We start from the raw sequence: 14,794 nt of genomic DNA on the forward strand, positions 1-14,794 counted from the left end.
CGCGGGTGGGTTGGCGGGACCATGAGCGCCATGGATGGCGCGACATGAGCCTCCATGGACGGATTCACGGCGTGTCCCGCCAACCCGCCCGCGCCGAAGCCCCACCCTCACCCGCAGCGCGATGCTCCTGCCGTTGCCGTTGCCGTTGCCGTTGCCGCCATCAAACCCCAGAAACGGAAAAACCCGGCACAAGGCCGGGTTCTTCACCGAATAACAGGTACAGCTCGAAGATTACTCTTCGACGGCTTCAGCCACAGCAGCCGGACGATCGACCAGCTCCACGTAGGCCATCGGCGCATTGTCGCCAGCGCGGAAACCGCACTTCAGCAGACGCAGGTAACCGCCCGGACGGCTCGCGTAACGCGGGCCCAGGGTGGTGAACAGATTGCCGACGGCTTCGTTGTCGCGCAGGCGAGCGAACGCCAGACGACGGTTGGCAACCGAATCAACCTTGGCCAGGGTGATCAGCGGCTCGGCAACGCGGCGCAGTTCCTTGGCCTTCGGCAGGGTGGTCTTGATCAGCTCGTGCTTGAACAGCGACGCGGCCATGTTCTTGAACATTGCTTCGCGATGGGCGCTGGTGCGGTTGAACTTACGACCGGACTTCATATGACGCATGACGGTGATTCCTGAAGTGAATGTTGGATCGGTTGGGTATCGCTGTCGCCATCCTGGCGTTGCTGCTTGGACTGCGGATGGTCCGGTGCCAGCCGTCCTGGCTGGCCGTCACCGCAGGCTATCGACCTGTCGGTGCGGGGTGTTGCGGGTGAAGCCCCCGCACCCGAAGGTGCGGGGTCAAGCATCTTGCGTAGCGCTGGATCAGCCGAGCATGCCGTGCTGGGCGACACCGGCCGGCGGCCAGTTCTCCAGCTTCATGCCGAGCGAAAGACCGCGCTGTGCGAGGACTTCCTTGATCTCGGTCAGCGACTTCTTGCCGAGGTTCGGGGTCTTGAGCAGCTCCACTTCGGTCTTCTGGATCAGATCGCCGATGTAATAGATGCTCTCTGCCTTCAGGCAGTTGGCCGAACGCACGGTCAGCTCCAGATCGTCGATCGGGCGCAGCAGCACCGGATCCACGCCGTTGTTGGCCGGCTTCGCCGCACCGCGGTCGCGGTGGGTGAAGTCACCGAAGACCGACAGCTGATCGCTGAGGATGTCGGCGGCAGTGCGCACGGCTTCCTCGGCATCGATCGTCGCGTTGGTCTCGATGTCCAGCACCAGCTTGTCCAGATCGGTACGCTGTTCCACGCGGGCCGCTTCCACCGAATAGGCGACGCGACGGACCGGCGAGAACGACGCATCCAGGACCAGGCGGCCGATGGCACGGGTTTCTTCATCCGGGCGACGACGAGCAGCAGCAGGCTGGTAGCCGAAACCGCGCTCGACCTTCAGACGCATGTTGATCGCCACATCCTTGGTGAGATGGCAGATCACATGAGCCGGATTGAGGATCTCGGTGTTATGGTCAATCTTGATATCAGCAGCGGTAACGACACCCGGACCCTGCTTGGACAGCGACAGCGTAGCGTTGTCGCCGGTATGCATGCGGATGGCCACATCCTTCAGGTTGAGCAGGACTTCCAGCACGTCCTCCTGCAAGCCTTCAAGCGTGGTGTACTCGTGCAGTACGCCATCGATTTCGACTTCCGTGATGGCGAAGCCCGGGATGGACGACAGCAGCACGCGACGCAGGGCGTTGCCCAGCGTATGCCCGTAACCACGCTCCAAGGGTTCGATGACGACCTTGGCGCGGGTATCGGTAAGGCGTTCGATCTGCGGACCGCGAGGACGCAGAACCTGGTTGGCGGTAACCGTCATGTTGCGGGTTCTCCTGCGAACCTCCGGTGTGACCCGGAGGTTCTCCAATGTGAATTACTTCGAATACAACTCGACGATCAGCGCTTCGTTGATATCCGCAGGCAGGTCCGAACGATCCGGCACGGCCTTGAAGATGCCGGCGAACTTGCCGGAATCAACTTCAACCCACGACGGACGCAGGTCATGCGTAGCAGACACGGTCAGGGCTTCCTGGACGCGCAGCTGCTTGGCAGCCTTCTCGGACAGAGCGACGGCGTCGCCAGCCTTGACCTGGTACGAAGCCAGATTGACCGACTTGCCGTTCACGGTGACACCGCGGTGCGAGACCAGCTGACGGGCAGCCGGACGGGTCACTGCGAAGCCCATGCGGTAAACGACGTTGTCAAGACGGGTTTCCAGCAACTGCAGCAGGTTCTCGCCGGTGTTGCCCTTCTTGGTCGAGGCCTTCTTGTAGTAGTTGCGGAACTGACGCTCCAGCAGACCGTAGATACGCTTGACCTTCTGCTTTTCACGCAGCTGGGTAGCGTAGTCGGACAGCTTGCCCTTACGGGCAGTGGCGCCGTGCTGGCCGGGCTTCTGCTCCAGCTTGCACTTGGAGTCCAGCGCACGGGCCGGGCTCTTGAGGGAAAGGTCGGCGCCTTCGCGGCGGGCGAGCTTACAGGTAGGACCGATATAACGAGCCATTTCTTATCGCTCCTTTAGACGCGACGCTTCTTCGGCGGACGGCACCCGTTGTGCGGGATTGGCGTCACGTCGATGATGTTGGTGATCTTGTAGCCCACGTTGTTCAGCGAGCGCACGGCCGACTCACGACCCGGACCCGGGCCCTTGATGCGGACTTCCAGGGACTTGACGCCGTAGTCGAGCGCGGCACGGCCGGCCTTCTCGGCAGCCACCTGGGCAGCGAACGGGGTGGACTTACGCGAACCGCGGAAGCCAGCGCCACCGGAGGTCGCCCACGACAGAGCGTTGCCCTGACGGTCGGTGATGGTCACGATGGTGTTGTTGAAAGAAGCGTGGACGTGGGCGACGCCGTCAGTGACGACGCGCTTGATCTTCTTCTTGGTCTTAGCGACGGGCTTAGCCATTTCTTAGGTCCCTTACTTCCTGATCGCCTTGCGCGGGCCCTTGCGGGTGCGGGCGTTGGTACGGGTGCGCTGGCCACGAAGCGGCAGACCGCGACGGTGACGCAGACCGCGGTAGCAGCCCAGATCCATCAGGCGCTTGATCGCGATACCGATTTCACGGCGCAGATCGCCTTCCACGATGTACTTGCCGACTTCGAGACGCAGACGCTCGATTTCCGGCTCCGACAGATCGCGGATCTTGGTGGTCGAGGTCACGCCTGCGGCGTCGCAGACCTTCTTCGAACGGGTACGGCCGATGCCGTAAATGCTTTGCAACCCGACCCAGACGTGCTTCTGGGCTGGCAGGTTGACGCCTGCAATACGCGCCATGACGCGGTTCTCCAGCTGAGTGATGGCCGACAGCGCACCATGGGCGCGCCAATCCGGCAGGATGGATCAAAAAAGTGAACTAGCGATTCTATCAAGGTCTCGGTTTACTGGGAAGCCCGTGGAACCAGAAGGTTCCATGGACCCGGCGTGGGGAGTGTGCCCATGCTCCGGCGCCGGATGTCGTTGACTGCAGAGGTTGCCCCCGCCGCCGCCCGCGCTACTCCCGCGCAGGACCACCACATCACACCCCCACCCGAAACCGCTGCAGGGGCCGCCCTTCGATTTGGAAGGCCAGTCCGGGAACCGGAGGGCCTTCGCAACAAGAAGACTAGTGTAACAGGTCAATCAGCCGCGGGCAAAACCGCCGCGGTTGCCGCCCTTCAGGTTGGCCTTCTTCAACAGGCTCTCATACTGGTGCGACATCAGGTGCGCCTGGATCTGGGCAATGAAGTCCATCACCACCACCACCACGATCAGCAGCGAGGTGCCGCCGAAGTAGAACGAGGCGCCGAGCTGGGTGCGCAGGATTTCCGGCAGCAGACAGACGATCACCAGGTACAGCGAACCGGCGGCCGTCAGGCGGGTCAGCACGGCATCCACGTAGTCGGCGGTGGCCTTGCCCGGACGGATGCCCGGAATCAGCGCGCCCGACTTCTTCAGGTTGTCGGCGGTTTCCTGCGAGTTGAACACCAGCGCGGTGTAGAAGAACGCGAACCCACTGATCAGCGCGGCGAACACGATCATGTGCAGCGGCTCGCCCGGCCCGAGGGCGTTGGCGACCTTCTGCAGCCACGTGGCCGAACTGGCCTGGCCGGACCACATGGCCAGCGTCGTCGGGAATGCCAGGATGCTCGAGGCGAAAATGGCCGGGATCACGCCCGCCATGTTCAGCTTCAGCGGCAGGAACGAGGTCTGGTTCATGTACGCGTTGCGGCCACCCTGGCGACGTGCGTAGTTCACCGTGATGCGGCGTTGGCCGCGCTCGACGAACACCACGAAGTAGGTGAAGGCCAGCACCACCAGCACGATCAGCAGCAGGGCGATGAAGCTCATGTTGCCGTCGCGGTAGGCTTCCACGGTGTGGATGACCGCGCCCGGCAGGCCGGCCACGATGCCGGCGAAGATGATCAGCGACACACCGTTGCCGATGCCGCGCTCGGTGACCTGCTCACCGACCCACATCAGGAAGATGGTACCGGCGGTCAGCGCGACGATGGCGGTGAGCACGAAGCCCATGCCCGGTGCGTAGACGACCGGGGCACCGCCCGGGGAGACCTGGTTCTGCAGCGCCAGCGCGATGCTGCCGCCCTGCACCACCGCCAGCAACACGGCGCCGATGCGGGAATATTGGGTGATCTTGCGACGACCCGATTCACCTTCCTTCTGCATCGACTTCAATGCCGGGAAGATGTGGACCGCCAGCTGCATCACGATGGATGCCGAGATGTACGGCATCACGTTCAGCGCGAAAATGCTGAAACGGTGCAGGGCGCCGCCCGAGAACATGTTGAACATGTCCACGATGCCGCCGCCCTGCGCCTGCATGAGCGCAAGCATGGCATCGGGATTGACGCCAGGCACCGGCACATAACAGCCGATGCGGTAGACGATCAATGCCCCGATGACGAACAGCAGTCGCTGGCGGAGTTCCGTGAACTTGCCGAGCCCGCCGCCGAGGTTACCAATGCCAGCTTGCGCCATGTCTTACTCCTGTACGCTGCCGCCGGCAGCTTCGATCGCGGCCTTGGCACTGGCCGTTGCAGCGACGCCCTTCAGGGTGAATGCCTTGGTCAGGCCACCCTTCATGACGATCTTGGCACGCTTAGCGGTGCTCGGGACCAGCTTGGCAGCGCGCAGCGCGGCAAAGTCGATCTCGCCAGCTTCCAGACGCTCAAGCTGGTAGGACAGCACTTCAGCGGTGTCCTTGGCGATCTTGGAACGGAAACCGACCTTCGGCAGACGACGCTGCATGGGGGTCTGGCCGCCTTCGAAGCCTGCCTTGATCTTGCCGCCACCCTTACGGGCGAACGAACCCTTGTGGCCGCGGCCGCAGGTCTTGCCCAGGCCGGAGCCGATACCACGACCGACGCGGGTACGCTCTTTACGAGCGCCCGGTGCCGGGCTCAGTTCATTGAGATGCATGGTCATTGGATTATTCCTCAACCTTGACGAGGTAGTGGACCTTGTTGATCAGACCGCGAACCTGCGGGCTGTCCTTCAGTTCACGTACGCTATTGAGCTTGCCGAGGCCAAGCGCCTTCACCGACAGGCGGTGACGTGCCTGGGCGCCGCGCAGGCCGCCAACCAGACGGACCTTGATGGTCTTGGTGGTGTCATTAGCCATGGTTGAGATCCTCCACCTTCTTGCCGCGCTTGGCCGCGATGCGGGCCGGCGACTGCATTTCGCTCAGACCCTTCAGCGTGGCGCGAACCAGGTTGATCGGGTTGCGCGAGCCGACGGCCTTGGCCAGCACGTTCTTGACGCCAACGGCTTCCAGGACGGCGCGCATGGCACCACCGGCGATCACACCGGTACCTTCGGAGGCCGGCATCATGAACACGCGAGCTGCGCCGTGGCCGGACTTCACCGGGTGCCACAACGTGCCGTTGTTCAGATCGACATTGGCCAGGTTCTTGCGAGCCTGTTCCATCGACTTCTGGATCGCGACCGGCACTTCACGCGCCTTGCCATAACCGAAGCCAACCTTGCCTGCGCCATCACCGACCACGGTCAGTGCGGTGAAGGTGAACTGGCGACCGCCCTTGACGGTCTTGCTGACGCGGTTGACCGCGACCAGCTTTTCGATCATGCCGTCGTCGACTTTCTCTTCGCGGCGATCGCGATCGCGACCCCGCTGCTGACGTTCTTCTGCCATGTTGATTCCTTGATTGATTGAGTATGTACGGCTCAATGCCGCTTATAGCTGTGAAATGAAGCGGTGGATCGAGCGCCCCTGCAGAAGAAGGACGTCGCCCGGCGCAACCCGCGCCGGCAGGCAGGCGGAAGCGGGGACCAGCCCCGCTTCCTTATCCCTTAGAACTGCAGGCCGCCTTCGCGGGCTGCATCAGCCAGTGCCTTGATGCGGCCGTGGTAGCGGTAGCCCGAGCGGTCGAAAGCGACCTTCTCGATGCCCGCAGCCTTGGCGCGCTCGGCGACCAGCTTGCCAACCTTGGTGGCGGCGTCGCTGTTCTTGCCGTTCTTCAGGCCTTCCTTGACGTCGGCCTGGGTGGTGTTGGCCGACGCCAGCACCTTGGAGCCATCGGCGGTGAAGACCTGGGCGTACAGGTGCTGGCCGGTGCGCAGCACCGACAGGCGCGGCACGCCGAGCACACGGATGTGTGCACGGGTCGACTTGGCACGACGCAGACGAGCGATGTTCTTGTTCATGATCTTTTTCCTTGGAAAGCTGAGGACCTGAATTAGGCCTTCTTGGCTTCCTTACGAATGATGACTTCGCCGGCGTACTTCACACCCTTGCCCTTGTAGGGCTCCGGCGGACGGAAGCCACGGATCTTGGCGGCAACTTCGCCAACGCGCTGCTTGTCGGTGCCCTGGACCAGCACTTCGGTCTGGGTCGGGGTCGAGATGGTGATGCCTTCCGGCGCCACGAACAGGACCGGATGCGAGAACCCGAGCGACAGGTTCAGATCCTTGCCCTGCATGGCAGCACGGTAGCCGACGCCGACCAGCTCAAGCTTGCGCTCGAAGCCGTCGGTGACGCCCTTGACCATGTTGGCCAGGATGGCGCGCACGGTGCCGGTGAGGGCAACCAGCGAGGCATCGTTGGCGGCCAGGGTGGCAACGCCGTTGTCGACAGTGATTTCAACGCCAGCAACCTTGGCAAGCGACAGGGTGCCCTTCGGGCCCTTCACGCTGACGGATTCCGGCTGGATGTTCAGTTCAACGCCCTTGGGCAGGTTGACTGGCTTCTTGGCTACGCGGGACATAGTTGGTTCCTTCTCGCCTTAGGCCACGAAGCACAGGACTTCGCCGCCGACGCCCAACTGGCGCGCCTGCGCATCAGTCATGATGCCCTTGGAGGTGGAGATGATGGAGATACCCAGGCCGTTGAGGACCTTCGGCAGCTCGGACTTGCCACGGTACTGGCGCAGACCCGAACGCGAGAAGCGCTTCAGGGTCTCGATGACCGGCTTGCCCTCGAAATACTTCAGGACGATTTCAAGCTCGGCCTTGTTGTTCTCGATCTTGGTCACGCGCAGATCGGTGATATAGCCTTCGGCCTTCAACACCTCTGCGATTGCCACCTTGATCTTGGAGGACGGTGCTTTCACCGTCTGCTTGCCAACCGCGGCCGCATTCTTGATGCGTACCAGCAGGTCGGCGATGGGATCAGTCATGCTCATAGTCGATACCTTTGAGTGCACCGATATCCGCTTTCGCGAAAATCTTGTGTCTACCTGGAATGGGCCAGGGCCCGTCTTCACACACTGCTCACGCCTTGCGGGCGAGCAAGACGCGGGAGTATACGGCAAAAAGAGCCCGACTTGCGTCGGGCTCCCTTAATCCGGGATCAGAGCCGGAAAACCGGCCCCTCTCCCCTGCCCTGCGCCATGAAGGCACCGGGCAGTTGAAGGGACGAATCCCTTACCAGCTGGCCTTGCGCAGGCCCGGCACGTCACCACGCATGGTGGCTTCGCGCAGCTTGTTACGGCCCAGGCCGAACTTGCTGTACACGCCACGCGGGCGGCCCGAGAGCTCGCAACGGTTGCGGTGACGGCTCGGCGACGAATCGCGCGGCAGCTTCTGCAGCTTGATGACGGCCTCGGCCTTTTCGTCGTACGACGCGGTCGCGCTGGAGATGATCTTCTTCAGCTCTTCACGCTTGCCGGCGTACTTGACGGCCAGCTTCGCACGCTTGAGGTCGCGGTTGACCATGGAGGTCTTTGCCATTTCGGATTCCTCGACGTATCAGTTACGGAACGGGAACTTGAACGCTGCGAGCAGCGCCTTCGCTTCCGCATCGGTCTTGGCGGTGGTGGTGATGGCGATATCCATGCCGCGGATCGCGTCGACAGCGTCGAAGTCGATTTCCGGGAAGATGATCTGTTCCTTCACACCCATGTTGAAGTTGCCACGACCGTCGAAGGAACGACCCGAGACACCACGGAAGTCGCGCACGCGCGGCAACGAGATGTTGATCAGACGGTCCATGAACTCGTACATCTTTTCACGACGCAGCGTGGTCTTGCAGCCGATCGGCCAACCATCGCGGATCTTGAACGATGCCACCGAGACGCGGGACTTGGTCACGATCGGCTTCTGACCGGAGACCTTGGCCATGTCGGCGACGGCATTTTCCAGGATCTTCTTGTTCGTGGCTGCTTCGCCGACACCCATGTTCAGGGTGACCTTGACCAGCTTCGGAACCTGCATCGGATTGGTGTAGCCGAACTGCTTCATCAGCGCCGGCACCACTTCTTCCTTGTAAAACTTTTCGAGACGGGAATTCATCTGCTCATTCCTCAGGCGTCGAGCGCCTCACCGCTGGAGCGGAACACACGCAGTTTGCGTCCATCCTCCAGCACCTTGAAGCCAACGCGCTCGCCCTTGCCCGAAGCCGGGTTCAGCACATTCACGTTGGAGATATGGATCGACGCTTCACGCTCGACCACGCCGCCGGCAACGCCTGCCTGCGGGTTCGGCTTGGTGTGGCGCTTGACGATGTTCACGTTGGCGACGATCACACGATCGCCGTCGACGCGGACGACTTCGCCCTGCTTGCCCTTGTCCTTGCCGGTGTTGACGACAACCTGGTCGCCCTTCTTGATACGGTTAGCCATGATTATCTCCTGTCGCTCACAGCACTTCGGGAGCGAGCGAGACGATCTTCATGAACTTCTCGGAACGAAGTTCACGCGTCACCGGTCCGAAGATGCGGGTACCGATCGGCTCTTGCTTGTTGTTGAGCAGGACCGCGGCGTTGGCATCGAAACGGATCAGCGAACCATCGGCGCGACGCACACCCTTGCGGGTACGCACCACGACGGCGTCGAACACTTCACCCTTCTTGACCTTGCCGCGCGGGATTGCATCCTTCACGGTGACCTTGATGATGTCGCCAATGTGCGCGTAGCGGCGCTTGGAGCCGCCGAGCACCTTGATGCACATCACTTCCTTGGCACCGGAATTGTCCGCGACTTCGAGGTAGCTCTGCATCTGGATCATGAGTCAGATCTCCTTATTGAACCGCACGCGTGATGACTTCCACCACGCGCCAGTTCTTGGTCTTGGACATCGGAGCAATCTCGGTCACACGAACGACATCACCTTCGTTGCAGGTGTTGTCGGCGTCGTGTGCGTGCAGCTTGGTCGAACGCTTGATGTACTTCCCGTACAGGGCGTGCTTGACCAGGCGCTCCACCAACACGGTGACCGTCTTGTCCATCTTGTTGCTGACGACACGGCCTTCGACCGTGCGCAGCGTCTTGCTGTCGTTGTTATCGCTCATCGCGGCCATCCTTACTTGGTGCTGCCGAGCAGGGTCTTGACGCGAGCGATCTCGCGGCGAACCCGGCGGGTTTCGTGGGTCTTCGGCAGCTGGCCAGTGACCTGCTGCATACGGAGCGAGAACTGCTCCTTACGCAGGTCGATCAGGTGGCTCTTCAGGTCGTCAGCCGACTTTTCGCGAAGTTGTTTGATATCCATCAGAGCACCGTCCGGGTCACGAAAGTGGTGGTCACGGAGAGCTTGGCAGCAGCCAGGCGGAACGCCTCACGTGCCACGTCTTCTGCGACGCCTTCGATTTCATAGATCATGCGGCCGGGCTGGATCTGGGCTACCCAGTACTCCACGTTGCCCTTACCAGAACCCATTCGGACTTCGATGGGCTTCTTGGTGATCGGCTTGTCGGGGAACACTCGGATCCACATCTTGCCGCCGCGCTTGACGTAGCGGCTGATCGAGCGGCGAGCCGCTTCGATCTGACGCGCGGTCAGCTGACCATGAGCGGTTGCCTTCAGGCCGTATTCGCCGAAGCTGACAGCGTTGCCGCTCCAGCTCAGACCATCGTTACGGCCCTTGTGTACCTTGCGGTATTTGGTTCGCTTGGGTTGCAACATTGTCGTTACCTCGCTTCACGAGCCGGGCGCGACGGACGGTCACCGCGATCGCCGCGATCGTTACGATCGTTGCGCGGGGAGTCGTCCTGCTTTTCCTGGCCAACCTGGGAGAAATCGAAGACTTCGCCCTTGTAGATCCAGACCTTGATGCCGATGATGCCGTAGGTCGTCTTGGCTTCAGCGAAGCCATAGTCGATGTCGGCACGCAGCGTATGCAGCGGCACGCGGCCTTCGCGGTACCACTCCGAACGGGCGATTTCTGCGCCGTTCAAGCGGCCACCGACGTTGACCTTGATGCCCAGGGCACCGAGGCGCATCGCGTTGCCGACCGAACGCTTCATCGCGCGGCGGAACATGATGCGACGCTCAAGCTGCTGCGCGATCGACTCGGCAACCAGCTGTGCGTCCAGCTCGGGTTTACGCACTTCGGTGACGTTGATGTGCGCCGGGACGCCCATCATTTCGCTCACTTCCTTGCGCAGCTTCTCGATGTCCTCACCGCGCTTGCCGATCACCACGCCCGGACGGGCGGTGTGGATCGTCACGCGAGCGGTCTTTGCCGGACGCTCGATCAGGATCTTGCTGATGCCGGCCTGCGCAAGCTTCTTGCGCAGCATTTCCCGCACCTTCAGGTCGGCTGCCAGATAACCAGCGAACTCGGCCTTGTTGGCGTACCACTTGGAGTTCCAGTCCTTGGAAATGCCGAGGCGGATACCAATCGGATGAACTTTATGACCCATGGTGTTTTCCTTTCCGCTTACTTGCCGGCGCCCACAACCACAGTGATGTGGCTGGTGCGCTTGAGGATGCGGGTGCCGCGGCCTTTCGCCCGCGCCATGAAACGCTTCAGGGTCGGACCTTCATCTACCATGATGGTCTGTACCTTCAGCTCGTCGACGTCGGCGCCCTGGTTGTTCTCGGCGTTTGCAATAGCCGACTCCACCACCTTCTTGATCAGGTGGGCAGCCTTCTTGTCCGAGAACTTCAGCAGGTTGACCGCACGCTCGGCCGGCAGGCCGCGCACCTGGTCAGCGACCAGGCGGGCTTTCTGCGCAGAGATGCGCGCGGAGCGCAGGATTGCTTTCGCTTCCATTGTCATCTCTCCTTACTTGCCCGACTTCTTGTCACCACCGTGACCCTTGAAGGTCCGGGTGATGGCAAATTCGCCGAGCTTGTGGCCGACCATGTTCTCGTTGACGAGCACCGGAACGTGGTTCTTACCGTTATGAACGGCGATGGTGACGCCTACCATTTCCGGCAGGATCATCGAACGGCGCGACCAGGTCTTGATCGGCTTCTTGCTACCCGCAGCGGCTTCCACCTTCTTGATGAGGTGGTGATCGACAAACGGGCCCTTCTTGAGTGAACGTGCCATGGTCGATTAGCCCCTACGATCGCGGACGATGAATTGCTGGGTGCGCTTGTTATGGCGCGTCTTGTAACCCTTGGTCGGGACACCCCACGGGGTGACCGGATGCGGGTTGCCCTGGCCGGCCTTCGCCTCACCACCGCCGTGCGGATGGTCAACCGGGTTCATGGCAGCACCACGAACGGTCGGGCGGACACCACGCCAGCGCTTGGCGCCAGCCTTGCCCAGCTTTTCCAGGTTGTGTTCGTCGTTACCGACTTCACCGATGGTGGCGCGGCACTCGACCGGCACCTTACGCATTTCACCCGAGCGCAGGCGCAGGGTGGCGTAGATACCTTCACGAGCGACGAGCTGCACGGCAGCGCCGGCGGCACGCGCGATCTGAGCACCCTTGCCCGGCTTCAGTTCGATGCCGTGGACAGTGGTACCGACCGGGATGTTGCGCAGCGGCAGCGTGTTACCGGTCTTGATCGGCGCATCCGAACCCGCGATCACCTGGTCACCGGCCTTCAGGCCCTTCGGTGCGATGATGTAGCGGCGTTCGCCGTCGACGTAGCACAGCAGGGCGATATGGGCGGTGCGGTTCGGATCGTATTCGATGCGTTCCACGCGCGCCGGAATGCCTTCCTTGTTGCGCTTGAAGTCGATGACTCGGTAGTGCTGCTTGTGACCACCGCCCACGTGACGGGTGGTGATGCGGCCGTGGTGGTTACGACCACCGGACTTGCTCTGCGGCTCCAGCAGCGCTGCATGCGGCGCGCCCTTGTGCAGATCGGGCGTGACCACGCGCACGGCCGAACGACGGCCGGGAGAAGTGGGTTTGAATTTCATCAATGGCATGGGATGGACCTCAGGCCTTGGCCGTTACATCGATGGACTGGCCATCGGCGAGACGCACGTACGCCTTGCGCCAATCGCCGCGGCGGCCGGTGCGGTTACGGAAGGACTTGTTCTTGCCCTTCACGTTCAGCACGTTGACCGACTCGACCTTGACGTCGAACAGCTGCTCAACCGCGGCCTTTACATCGGCCTTGGTGGCTTCGTTCGAAACTTCGAAGACATACTGGTTGGAATGTTCCTGCAGGCGCGCGGTCTTTTCGGAGACTCGCGGAGCGCGCAGCACGCTGAAGACTTTTTCGTTGCTGCTCATGCCAGCCACTCCTCGACCTTCTTGACCGCATCAGCGGTGATGACGACCGTGTCGGCACCGACCAGCGACACCGGGTCCAGGCCCTGCACGTCACGCACTTCCACGTAGGGAATGTTGCGCGCCGACAGGTACAGGTGCTCGGAAGCATCTTCGGTGACGATCAGCGGACGCTTGCCCACTTCCAGGCCGGCCAGCTTGGCGATCAACGACTTGGTGTTGGTCGCTTCGACATCGAAGGACTCCACGATCGTCAGACGGCCCTGGCGGTTCAGCTCGGACAGGATCGCGCACATGGCTGCACGGTACTGCTTGCGGTTGACCTTCTGCTCGAAGCTGCGCGGCTTGGCCGCGAAGGTGACACCGCCGCCGATGAAGATCGGAGCCGTCAGTGCGCCATGACGCGCGCCGCCGCCCTTCTGCTTCTTCGACTTCTTGGTGGTACCAGCCACTTCAGAGCGAGTCTTCTGTGCCTTGGTGCCGGCGCGACCGGCGTTGCGGTAAGCAACGACGACCTGGTGAACCAGATCTTCGCTGAAATCGCGACCGAACACGGCATCGGAGACCGAGACCTTGTTGTTGCTACCCGTGATAACGAGTTCCATCGTCATCTCTCCTTATGCCTTGCTAGCCGGACGAACGATCACGTCACCACCCGCTGCGCCCGGAACGGCACCACGGATTGCGATCAGACCACGTTCGACATCGACCTTCACCACTTCAAGGTTCTGGGTGCTCTGCTGCACCGAACCCATGTGGCCGGACATCTTCTTACCCGGGAAAACACGACCCGGGGTCTGGCGCTGGCCCAAGGAACCCGGCGCGCGATGCGACAGCGAGTTACCGTGGGTTGCATCGCCCATACGGAAGTTGTAGCGCTTGATGGTGCCCTGGAAGCCCTTACCCTTGGTGACACCCTGGACGTCGACCTTCTGGCCAACTTCAAAGATGTCCGCCTTGACTTCGCCGCCAACGGCGAAATCGCCGAGCTGCGCGTCTTCAACGCGGAATTCCCACAGGCCACGGCCCGCGTCGACCTTCGCCTTGGCGAAGTGACCGGCTTCCGGCTTGTTGACCAGGGCAGCGCGACGCGCGCCGACGGTCACCTGCACGGCGCTGTAGCCGTCAGCTTCGACGGTCTTGATCTGCGCGATGCGGTTCGGGGTAGCTTCAATCAGGGTTACCGGGATGGCCTGGCCATCTTCGGTGAACACGCGGCTCATGCCAGCCTTGCGGCCCACGAAGCCCAACGAATATTTCTTCGTCATGGTCGTAGTCCTCAGGTCAGCTTGATCTGAACGTCGACGCCGGCAGCCAGTTCGAGCTTCATCAGCGCGTCCACGGTCTTGTCGTTCGGGTCAACGATATCGAGCACGCGCTTATGCGTGCGGGTCTCGTACTGGTCACGCGCGTCTTTATCGACGTGCGGCGAGACGAGAATGGTGTAACGCTCGATCTTGGTCGGCAGGGGGATCGGGCCACGCACTTGCGCGCCGGTCCGCTTTGCCGTTTCTACGATCTCGCTGGCCGAACGGTCGATCAAACGATGATCGAACGCCTTCAGCCGAATCCGGATCTTTTGGTCCGCCATGACGGTGGGTTCCTTCGTTAAAAGAGCGACGGACAAGGCCTCTGGGTTGCCTTGTCCCATGAATATCCTGAATGCAGACGCCGCACATTCCTGCGCGGCGACAAGATCTTTCCGTAGACCTCAAAAATCGAGGCAGACCGGTCTCCCGATCTGCCCAGACAAAAAGTATAGCGCGCATACAAGTTGGCAGTCAACAGGGGTACTGTTGACAAAGCCTGAATGGCGCGACCCTTCCTGGTCTGGGGAACACGAGGAGCATCCTGCGCCTCTTTTCCCGTTTGGTTACACCCCGATGCCCTACCCAGGCAACATCGGGGCGCAGATTCTAGCAG

At 61.8% G+C, this 14,794-nt stretch carries 27 protein-coding genes; all 27 read right to left on the reverse strand.

Annotated features, from left to right (window positions below; all coding sequences use genetic code 11):
* Positions 1-231: 231 nt before the first annotated feature.
* The 27 genes from rplQ to rpsJ all read right to left on the reverse strand — a co-directional run bounded on the left by rplQ (position 232) and on the right by rpsJ (position 14,462).
* Positions 232-618, reverse strand: a complete 387-nt coding sequence (gene rplQ, locus ACW6W5_RS05125) for a 50S ribosomal protein L17 (RefSeq protein WP_121042892.1) — start codon at positions 616-618, stop codon at positions 232-234.
* Positions 619-819: 201 nt separating this feature from the next.
* Complete coding sequence (locus tag ACW6W5_RS05130; protein WP_121042890.1) at positions 820-1,818, reverse strand: DNA-directed RNA polymerase subunit alpha; 999 nt, start codon at positions 1,816-1,818, stop codon at positions 820-822.
* A 54-nt stretch (positions 1,819-1,872) separates the two neighbouring features.
* Positions 1,873-2,502: a 30S ribosomal protein S4 gene (rpsD, locus tag ACW6W5_RS05135; protein ID WP_019186164.1), complete on the reverse strand. Its 630-nt coding sequence runs from the start codon at positions 2,500-2,502 to the stop codon at positions 1,873-1,875.
* Between the two features lie 14 nt (positions 2,503-2,516).
* On the reverse strand, positions 2,517-2,906 hold the full coding sequence (rpsK, locus tag ACW6W5_RS05140; RefSeq protein WP_017355427.1) for a 30S ribosomal protein S11: 390 nt from the start codon (positions 2,904-2,906) through the stop codon (positions 2,517-2,519).
* Positions 2,907-2,918: 12 nt separating this feature from the next.
* Positions 2,919-3,275, reverse strand: a complete 357-nt coding sequence (rpsM, locus tag ACW6W5_RS05145; RefSeq protein ID WP_019186163.1) for a 30S ribosomal protein S13 — start codon at positions 3,273-3,275, stop codon at positions 2,919-2,921.
* Between the two features lie 345 nt (positions 3,276-3,620).
* On the reverse strand, positions 3,621-4,976 hold the full coding sequence (gene secY, locus ACW6W5_RS05150; protein ID WP_019186162.1) for a preprotein translocase subunit SecY: 1,356 nt from the start codon (positions 4,974-4,976) through the stop codon (positions 3,621-3,623).
* 3 nt (positions 4,977-4,979) lie between these two features.
* Entirely contained in the window at positions 4,980-5,423 is a 444-nt protein-coding gene (gene rplO, locus ACW6W5_RS05155; RefSeq protein WP_121042888.1) for a 50S ribosomal protein L15, read from the reverse strand.
* Positions 5,424-5,427: 4 nt separating this feature from the next.
* Positions 5,428-5,619: a 50S ribosomal protein L30 gene (rpmD, locus tag ACW6W5_RS05160; RefSeq protein WP_121042886.1), complete on the reverse strand. Its 192-nt coding sequence runs from the start codon at positions 5,617-5,619 to the stop codon at positions 5,428-5,430.
* Complete coding sequence (gene rpsE, locus ACW6W5_RS05165; protein ID WP_121042884.1) at positions 5,612-6,151, reverse strand: 30S ribosomal protein S5; 540 nt, start codon at positions 6,149-6,151, stop codon at positions 5,612-5,614. The genes rpmD and rpsE overlap by 8 nt, the downstream gene beginning before the upstream one ends.
* 158 nt (positions 6,152-6,309) lie before the next feature.
* Entirely contained in the window at positions 6,310-6,663 is a 354-nt protein-coding gene (rplR, locus tag ACW6W5_RS05170; RefSeq protein ID WP_121042882.1) for a 50S ribosomal protein L18, read from the reverse strand.
* 32 nt (positions 6,664-6,695) lie between these two features.
* On the reverse strand, positions 6,696-7,223 hold the full coding sequence (gene rplF, locus ACW6W5_RS05175) for a 50S ribosomal protein L6 (protein WP_121042880.1): 528 nt from the start codon (positions 7,221-7,223) through the stop codon (positions 6,696-6,698).
* 18 nt (positions 7,224-7,241) lie between these two features.
* Positions 7,242-7,640 (reverse strand): 30S ribosomal protein S8, encoded by a 399-nt coding sequence (gene rpsH / locus ACW6W5_RS05180; RefSeq protein ID WP_019186156.1) that lies wholly within the window; start codon positions 7,638-7,640, stop codon positions 7,242-7,244.
* A gap of 241 nt (positions 7,641-7,881) precedes the next feature.
* Positions 7,882-8,187: a 30S ribosomal protein S14 gene (gene rpsN, locus ACW6W5_RS05185; protein WP_121042878.1), complete on the reverse strand. Its 306-nt coding sequence runs from the start codon at positions 8,185-8,187 to the stop codon at positions 7,882-7,884.
* Positions 8,188-8,205: 18 nt separating this feature from the next.
* Positions 8,206-8,748 (reverse strand): 50S ribosomal protein L5, encoded by a 543-nt coding sequence (gene rplE / locus ACW6W5_RS05190; protein WP_019186154.1) that lies wholly within the window; start codon positions 8,746-8,748, stop codon positions 8,206-8,208.
* Positions 8,749-8,759: 11 nt separating this feature from the next.
* Positions 8,760-9,077, reverse strand: coding sequence for a 50S ribosomal protein L24 (rplX, locus tag ACW6W5_RS05195; RefSeq protein ID WP_017355416.1), 318 nt, complete (start codon positions 9,075-9,077; stop codon positions 8,760-8,762).
* Between the two features lie 16 nt (positions 9,078-9,093).
* On the reverse strand, positions 9,094-9,462 hold the full coding sequence (rplN, locus tag ACW6W5_RS05200) for a 50S ribosomal protein L14 (protein WP_017355415.1): 369 nt from the start codon (positions 9,460-9,462) through the stop codon (positions 9,094-9,096).
* A 13-nt stretch (positions 9,463-9,475) separates the two neighbouring features.
* Positions 9,476-9,745 (reverse strand): 30S ribosomal protein S17, encoded by a 270-nt coding sequence (gene rpsQ, locus ACW6W5_RS05205; protein ID WP_121042876.1) that lies wholly within the window; start codon positions 9,743-9,745, stop codon positions 9,476-9,478.
* 11 nt (positions 9,746-9,756) lie between these two features.
* A complete protein-coding gene (rpmC, locus tag ACW6W5_RS05210; protein WP_019186151.1) occupies positions 9,757-9,942 on the reverse strand; it encodes a 50S ribosomal protein L29 in 186 nt (61 codons plus the stop codon).
* On the reverse strand, positions 9,942-10,355 hold the full coding sequence (rplP, locus tag ACW6W5_RS05215; protein WP_019186150.1) for a 50S ribosomal protein L16: 414 nt from the start codon (positions 10,353-10,355) through the stop codon (positions 9,942-9,944). Before rplP ends, rpmC begins: the two co-directional genes overlap by 1 nt.
* A gap of 5 nt (positions 10,356-10,360) precedes the next feature.
* Positions 10,361-11,095, reverse strand: coding sequence for a 30S ribosomal protein S3 (gene rpsC, locus ACW6W5_RS05220; protein ID WP_121042874.1), 735 nt, complete (start codon positions 11,093-11,095; stop codon positions 10,361-10,363).
* A gap of 17 nt (positions 11,096-11,112) precedes the next feature.
* On the reverse strand, positions 11,113-11,448 hold the full coding sequence (gene rplV / locus ACW6W5_RS05225) for a 50S ribosomal protein L22 (protein ID WP_017355410.1): 336 nt from the start codon (positions 11,446-11,448) through the stop codon (positions 11,113-11,115).
* 12 nt (positions 11,449-11,460) lie between these two features.
* Positions 11,461-11,730, reverse strand: a complete 270-nt coding sequence (rpsS, locus tag ACW6W5_RS05230) for a 30S ribosomal protein S19 (protein ID WP_019186148.1) — start codon at positions 11,728-11,730, stop codon at positions 11,461-11,463.
* A 6-nt stretch (positions 11,731-11,736) separates the two neighbouring features.
* On the reverse strand, positions 11,737-12,564 hold the full coding sequence (rplB, locus tag ACW6W5_RS05235; protein WP_017355408.1) for a 50S ribosomal protein L2: 828 nt from the start codon (positions 12,562-12,564) through the stop codon (positions 11,737-11,739).
* Positions 12,565-12,574: 10 nt separating this feature from the next.
* Positions 12,575-12,874: a 50S ribosomal protein L23 gene (gene rplW, locus ACW6W5_RS05240; RefSeq protein ID WP_019186147.1), complete on the reverse strand. Its 300-nt coding sequence runs from the start codon at positions 12,872-12,874 to the stop codon at positions 12,575-12,577.
* The gene (gene rplD, locus ACW6W5_RS05245) at positions 12,871-13,476 is read right to left on the reverse strand and encodes a 50S ribosomal protein L4 (RefSeq protein ID WP_019186146.1); all 606 of its coding nucleotides are present in this window, start codon (positions 13,474-13,476) and stop codon (positions 12,871-12,873) included. The genes rplW and rplD overlap by 4 nt, the downstream gene beginning before the upstream one ends.
* A gap of 12 nt (positions 13,477-13,488) precedes the next feature.
* Positions 13,489-14,139, reverse strand: a complete 651-nt coding sequence (gene rplC / locus ACW6W5_RS05250; RefSeq protein ID WP_019186145.1) for a 50S ribosomal protein L3 — start codon at positions 14,137-14,139, stop codon at positions 13,489-13,491.
* Between the two features lie 11 nt (positions 14,140-14,150).
* On the reverse strand, positions 14,151-14,462 hold the full coding sequence (gene rpsJ, locus ACW6W5_RS05255; protein ID WP_010341589.1) for a 30S ribosomal protein S10: 312 nt from the start codon (positions 14,460-14,462) through the stop codon (positions 14,151-14,153).
* Positions 14,463-14,794: the final 332 nt, after the last annotated feature.

Source organism: Stenotrophomonas sp. IS26, assembly GCF_054188265.1.